Here is a 5,714-nt window from a genome sequence, read left to right as displayed (position 1 = left end):
ACGGTAGATTTTCAACCGAACTTCGATGATTCGGAAAAGGAGCCAACCATTCTTCCCACCCGGATTCCGCAGTTGCTTGTGAACGGATCGAGTGGTATTGCCGTGGGCATGGCTACCAATATGATGCCGCATAATCTTTCGGAAGTAATTGACGGCTGTATCGCTTATATTGACAACAAGGAAATCACCATTGAAGAGCTCACCAAAATCGTAAAGGCGCCCGATTTCCCGACCGGCGGTATTATTTACGGCTACGAAGGCATCAGGGCGGGCATGCATACCGGCAGGGGCAGGGTAGTGATGCGGGGCAAATTGCACGTAGATACCAAGCCCAGCGGCAGAGAGCAGGTCATCATTACCGAAGTACCCTATCAGGTAAGCCGCGATGCGCTCACCAACAAAATAGGAGAGCTGGTAAATGAAAAGATCATTGACGGCATTGCACATGTAAACAACGAATCAAATGACAAAGAGGGCACAAGAATAGTGATTGATCTGAAGCGGGATGCCATTGCTAACGTGGTCATCAACCACTTATACAAGCATACCGAGCTGCAAACTTCTTATGGTATCAACAATGTGGCTATTGTAAAAGGAAGACCCAGGCTGCTCAATCTTAAAGACCTGATCAGCGAGTTCGTGGAGTTCAGGCATGAAGTGGTGACCAGGCGTGCGCAATATGAATTGCGGGAAGCGCAAAAGAAAGCGCACTTATTGCAGGGATACCTGATCGCTTTGGATCATCTTGATGAAGTGATTTCACTGATCCGCAATTCGGCCACACCCGATATAGCGCGGGAACGGCTGGTAAACGCCGGCTGGGGGCTCGATGAAGTGCAGGCCAAAGCCATACTGGAGCTGCGGTTGCAGCGCCTTACCGGCATGGAGCGCGAGAAGATAAAAGAAGAGTTTGATGAAATAATGAAGCAGATCGCATACCTCACGGAGTTACTGGGCAATGAAGGGATGCGGTATGACCTTATTAAGAAGGAGCTTATAGAAATAAAAGATAAATTTGGCGATGCCCGTAAAACCGAGATCCAGTACCTCGCCGATGAGATCCGCCTGGAAGACCTGATCGAGGAAGAAGATGTGGTAATAACGATCTCTCACCAGGGTTATATCAAAAGAACATCTGCCACGGAATACCGCCAGCAAAACAGGGGTGGTAGAGGGGCTATAGGCGGCCGCACCAAGGTAGAAGACTGGATCGAACATCTGTTCGTAACGTCTACCCACCATACCATGCTGTATTTTACAGAAAAAGGGCGCTGTTTCTGGCTAAAAGTATACCAACTGCCAGAAGGAGATAAAACCAGCAAGGGCAGGGCGATCCAGAACCTTATCCAGCTACCGCCCGACGACAAGGTGCGCACTATTTTAGACGTGAAAAATTTAGATGATGAAGCATTTATAAAGAGCCATTATATTGTACTTTGCACAAAAAAGGGTACTATTAAAAAAACACTTTTAGAAGATTTTAGCAGACCCCGTGCAACCGGAGTTAATGCTATTACCATCGTAGAAGGAGATGAATTGCTGGAAGCAAAAATGACCGATGGCAGCAGCGAGATCATGATGGCGGTAAAAAGCGGGCGGGCTATCCGTTTCCCCGAAAGCAAAGTGCGGCCAACCGGCAGGGGGGCTATAGGCGTTGCGGGCATAGAAGTAGACAATATGCATGACGAAGTGGTTGGCATGATTTGTGTCAAAAAAGACGATAATTCCAGAACGGTACTGGTAGTAAGTGAAAAAGGCTTCGGGAAGCGTACAGCCATTACCGATGAAACCGGTGAAGAGGTATACAGGATAACCAATCGCGGCGGCAAAGGCGTAAAAACAATTAATGTAACCGGTAAAACGGGCTCTTTGGTCGGTATATTGGATGTAACGGAAGATGAAGACCTGATGATCACCTGCAGATCAGGCATTACCATACGGATGGCGGTGAGCCAGGTAAGCCGGCAGGGAAGAGCCACCCAGGGTGTAAAGCTGATAAGACTTGACGAAGATGACGCTATAGCAGCCATTACAAAGCTGGCGCGCTACGAGGTTGAGCACAACGATGATCTGTCAGAAGGAGAGAATAGCGCCACCACTGAAAAACCTGTTGAATAAATACAAACGAATGATCAGTAAGCTGTTTGATAAATTTTTTAAACAACCAACAATATGAAGAAAATAATGCTCATCGCCCTGATGGCAGGGTGGACATTGGGTCTTTCGGCGCAAAGCCTTAACAAGGTGAAAGGCATGCTGGAAGACAAAGAACTGGATAAAGCCAAACAAGGAATTGACGCTTTGCTGACCACTCCCAAAAATCAAAAAAATGCGGAAGTGTGGTACACCAAAGCAAAGATCTATGGCGCCATTGCGGCAAGCGACCAGTTCAAAACACTGGTGGCCGATGGAAGAACAGAGGCTTTCGAGGCCATTAAAAAGGCCCAGGAAATAGATAAAAACAAAGCCACTACCTTATTAACGGTAGACAGCTATAAACCCATTTACGATTTATATGGCAGCTATTTTGATGCCGCTGCCAGCCAGTACAATGCCGAGAAGTATGAAGATGCCCTGGCAAATTTCAAAAAAGCAGGTGAGATCGGCGGTTACATTTTCGAGCAGGGCTGGGGTTTGTACAAGCTGGACACTACCCAGGTATATTATACTGCACTCTCTGCCATGAATGCCAAAAAAGACGATGAAGCTGTTGCCCTGTTCCAGAAGCTGGCCGATGCAAAAGTAGCCGCCAAACCCGAGCATGTAACTACCTATCGCTACCTGGCTAAATATTACCTCGATAAAAAAGATATCCCAAACATGCAAAAGTATGTGGCGCTGGGTCGTGAATTATACCCCAAGGATGATTACCTGCCTTTGGTTGAATTTGACTACCTGCGGAGCCAGGGCGACAAAAAAGCCATTTATGCCAAGTACGAAGAGCTGATCGCCGCCAATCCCGAAGGGTTCGACATGATCCTTGATTATGCCAATGAGCTGTTCAATGAAACACATGTAAGTGATGCAAAAGACAGGCCTGCAGATTATGCAGAACGTTGCGAAAAAATAGAAGAATTGTATAAAAAGGCGCTCGCATTAAAGCCGGATGCGCTGGAAGCCAACCTGAACCTTGCCAAGCATTATTTTAACCAGGCATTGTTCATAGAAGAAGATGCCGATAAAATAAAAGGCAAAGCGCCTGAAGACCTGAAGAAAAAAGAAGAGCTGAAAGCACAGGTTGTGGCTTTATGCGACAAAGCCATTCCTCCGTTTGAAGTGGTGTTCAAAGAATACGACAATAAGGAAACGCTGAAGCTGTCGGAAAAATCTGAATTTAAATCGGCCTGCAATAACCTGGCTTACTGCTACGACAGGAAAGGTGATAAAGCCAAATCCGATTTCTACCAGAAGAAATACGATGAGATCGATCAAAGGCAATAATTGATTTCGCTTATACTGAAAAGGGAAGGTCTGTGACTTTCCCTTTTTTTATTAACCCGTATCCGTAGGTTTCCGCGTGCTTATAGGAAAGTAAGATCGTTTTGAATTAAGATCTGCAAGGACAATAGCAGGAGGTTCTTCCTGCTATTTTTTTGGCGACTTTCAGTCAGGGCGAGTTTTTCATTTTATCTATTTAACATAATATAAATTATAGGAAAAAATGAATAATTTTAACATAAATCCTTTATTATTAAACATAAATACATGTATTATAAATTTAAATTTATTAAAAAATCACGGCATTTCTTCAAAATTTGCCTGAAATTTAAACTTTGCAGGATCCAGCTAACCTTTGAACGTAGCGTTATACGCCGAAAAAGGATTAAAGCGAAGCCGGAGCACATCCGTAAAAAAAAATAAAAATACTCCGTGAGTAAAAATTTGGCACTGCGGGGATGTATTGCTTCTTTAAACCAAAAGAACAGCCTCCGGATTATGTTATATGTCATTGAACCGTTGCACTTCCGATTTGGTGATAATGATCTTTCCATCCTGGTATGTTATATCAATGGTATGACCGGCTCTGAAGCCGGAATCCTGCAGCCATTTGCCGCACAACCGAATAACCGGGAAAGATACATAAGGTCCGTATTCGCGGTCGAATGCTTTATTGCATACGGTGAGGCGTCTTGTTTTGATGTTATTGGGCATAGCAAACTATTTGTGCAGCAAATCAACGAAGCCCCTATCCTGTATCCTACATGGTGAACCTGTATTTAACGGCTTGTCATATAGTAATTTACCAGTATGTTACCGGATATTTTTTTGTAACTTTCCGCTTAAACTAAAAGAATGCCTGGAAGAGAAAGACAAAATGATGGTTGGAATTGAAGATATCGGTTAAATAAGTAATTATTTGAACGTGCCACGTGCCATTGGGGTAACAGAAATGCCGGGGGTTAAAAAACAGCCGGGAAATTGTATCTCTGGAAAGGAAATGTGAATGGAACATGTCAAAAATGAACTACAACATATCATTCTTGGAAATGAATCGCCTGGCTCAAAAAGCAAACTCAAAAAAGCCCAGGCTTTCCTTAGAAGAAATGCGGAAGCAGGCTTCTATGATCAGGAACAGCAGTACCTCAAAAGTGAAGAAGCAGCACAACTGATTACATTTGCACAAACTGAAGACCTGATATATCAGCCGAAAATCAATGAAGCGTTTTTCATAAGTGCCGGCGCAGAGCAAAGAGTATACCGGTACGACGATTACAAGGCAATACTTTTTAAGCGTATCTGTTACGATTTCATAGAGTGGAATGTTGGAGTGAAAGTTACTTATCCGGTTGGTTTGTATCTTACTGTGCAATACTTGTGAATTACAACCATGTTACCGGATAAATGCATAACTTACTGTATCAAAAAAAATTATATTTGTCCTATGACGCACACTTCAACACCCGACCGTAAAGTACACCAGGGCCGCAACGTAAAACGCTTCCGTGAAATGATGGGCATTAAGCAGGATGCCCTGGCTGCCGACTTAGGCGATGACTGGAACCAGCAAAAGATCTCTCTCCTGGAGCAAAAAGAAACAATAGACCCTACCCTGCTGCAACAGGTATCTGCCGCTCTGAAAATACCTGCCGAAGCAATTCAGAATTTTGATGAGGAGCAGGCGGTGAATGTGATTGCTAATACATTTGGTGATTATGCTTTTAACTACGGTACAATGCATGTTCATCCTATTGATAAATTGGTTCAATTACATGAGGAAAAGATTGCATTGTATGAACGGATGTTGAAGGAGAAGGATGAAATGATGGCGAGGTTGGAGGGGCTCATCGGGAAAAAATAAATCGCTTGCAAACCCATCATTAACGCCATGGCTACAGCTAAAAAAGCGATTAAAGCAGCACACTCCCAAAAAGCTACCACTGCAAAAAAGGTGAAGGTAAAGAAAAAGGTGGCAAAAAAGGATACTGTTGCAAGTGTTACAGCAACACCCCGGCGTGCCAAAATAATGGTAGGTTCATCTGTATACGGGTTTGAAGATCAGCTTTCCGCTATTGTAGCGCAGCTTACAACGCTGGGGTATGAAGTATTAAACTACCACCTGCAAAGCAGGTGGATTTATGGGCAAAGCCATAGGCTAAGTTCCAAGGTCAAAGTCGAAGTCCTGTTGGTTACTTTCCTCTTTGCGCTCCTCTCCTTCCTCGTATTTCACATATCGCCTTATCATATCTTCATTTATTCCTACGGTATTCACAAAA

6 protein-coding genes are annotated in these 5,714 nt (G+C 43.9%); 5 read left to right on the top strand and 1 reads right to left on the bottom strand.

Annotated elements, in window-relative coordinates; genetic code table 11:
• Both PLH26_RS19615 and PLH26_RS19610 read left to right on the top strand, forming a co-directional pair.
• A partial coding sequence (locus PLH26_RS19615; protein ID WP_324587718.1) for a DNA gyrase subunit A occupies window positions 1-2,118 on the top strand: 2,118 nt, incomplete at its 5' end.
• 54 nt (window positions 2,119-2,172) lie between these two features.
• Window positions 2,173-3,441 carry a tetratricopeptide repeat protein gene (locus tag PLH26_RS19610; RefSeq protein WP_324587717.1) on the top strand — a complete coding sequence of 423 codons (1,269 nt, stop codon included), beginning with the start codon at window positions 2,173-2,175 and terminating at the stop codon, window positions 3,439-3,441.
• Between the two features lie 498 nt (window positions 3,442-3,939).
• Here the strand turns inward: PLH26_RS19610 and PLH26_RS19605 are convergent, their stop codons facing one another.
• Complete coding sequence (locus PLH26_RS19605; RefSeq protein WP_324587716.1) at window positions 3,940-4,152, bottom strand: SymE family type I addiction module toxin; 213 nt, start codon at window positions 4,150-4,152, stop codon at window positions 3,940-3,942.
• 292 nt (window positions 4,153-4,444) lie between these two features.
• Between PLH26_RS19605 and PLH26_RS19600 the strand changes: the two genes are divergently transcribed.
• The 3 genes from PLH26_RS19600 to PLH26_RS19590 all read left to right on the top strand — a co-directional run.
• Window positions 4,445-4,819 carry a hypothetical protein gene (locus PLH26_RS19600; protein WP_324587715.1) on the top strand — a complete coding sequence of 125 codons (375 nt, stop codon included), beginning with the start codon at window positions 4,445-4,447 and terminating at the stop codon, window positions 4,817-4,819.
• Window positions 4,820-4,882: 63 nt separating this feature from the next.
• On the top strand, window positions 4,883-5,299 hold the full coding sequence (locus PLH26_RS19595; protein WP_324587714.1) for a helix-turn-helix domain-containing protein: 417 nt from the start codon (window positions 4,883-4,885) through the stop codon (window positions 5,297-5,299).
• Between the two features lie 27 nt (window positions 5,300-5,326).
• Window positions 5,327-5,714: ACT domain-containing protein (locus PLH26_RS19590; RefSeq protein ID WP_324587713.1), on the top strand; the 388-nt coding region annotated here is incomplete at its 3' end.

The sequence above is a fragment of the Agriterribacter sp. genome, from assembly GCF_035444585.1.
Taxonomy (GTDB): domain Bacteria; phylum Bacteroidota; class Bacteroidia; order Chitinophagales; family Chitinophagaceae; genus Agriterribacter.
Note: the sequence above shows the minus strand (reverse complement) of the source record. Positions and strands in the feature narration are given on the sequence as shown.